This is a genomic window from Pseudomonas sp. BAV 4579, assembly GCF_009765395.1.
GTDB classification, from domain to species: Bacteria; Pseudomonadota; Gammaproteobacteria; order Pseudomonadales; family Pseudomonadaceae; genus Chryseomonas; species Chryseomonas aestiva.
This window is the reverse complement of sequence record NZ_WHOV01000298.1, coordinates 1-441: the sequence shown is the minus strand read 5'-3', so window position 1 is coordinate 441 and position 441 is coordinate 1. Positions and strand designations below refer to the sequence as shown.

Annotated in this window: 1 protein-coding gene; it reads left to right on the top strand. The window is 67.3% G+C overall.

Translation table 11 applies throughout. The annotated features are described in order from the left end of the window. The coding region (locus tag GSQ95_RS26060) for a DNA topoisomerase (RefSeq protein ID WP_256664739.1) at nt 1-441 on the top strand (441 nt) is incomplete at both ends.

The window sequence follows — 441 nt, the reverse complement described above, 5'->3', positions numbered from 1 at the left end:
GCGCTGTACGAGACGCACAAGGCGACGACCTACCCCAGGACCGATTGTGGCTACCTGCCCACCAGCATGCTGCCGGAGGTGCCGGCCGTGCTCGAGGCGATCCGCCGGACTGATCCGTCCATTGCCCCGGTGCTGGCCAGCATCGATCCGGCGCAGCGCTCACGGGCTTGGAACGACGCCAAGATCACCGCGCACCACGGCATCATCCCGACCCTGGAGCCCGCCAACCTGGCGGCCATGAGCGACAAGGAACGTGCGGTCTACAGCCTGATCCGCGCGCACTACCTCGCCCAGTTCATGCCCCACCACGAGTTCGACCGGACGGTGGCTGATTTCGACTGCAACCAGGTGGCGTTGCGGGCGGTGGGCAAGCGCCTCGTCGTGCCTGGCTGGAAGACGCTGTTCCAGGCCGCGCCTGCCGCTGAGGATGATGAGGACAGC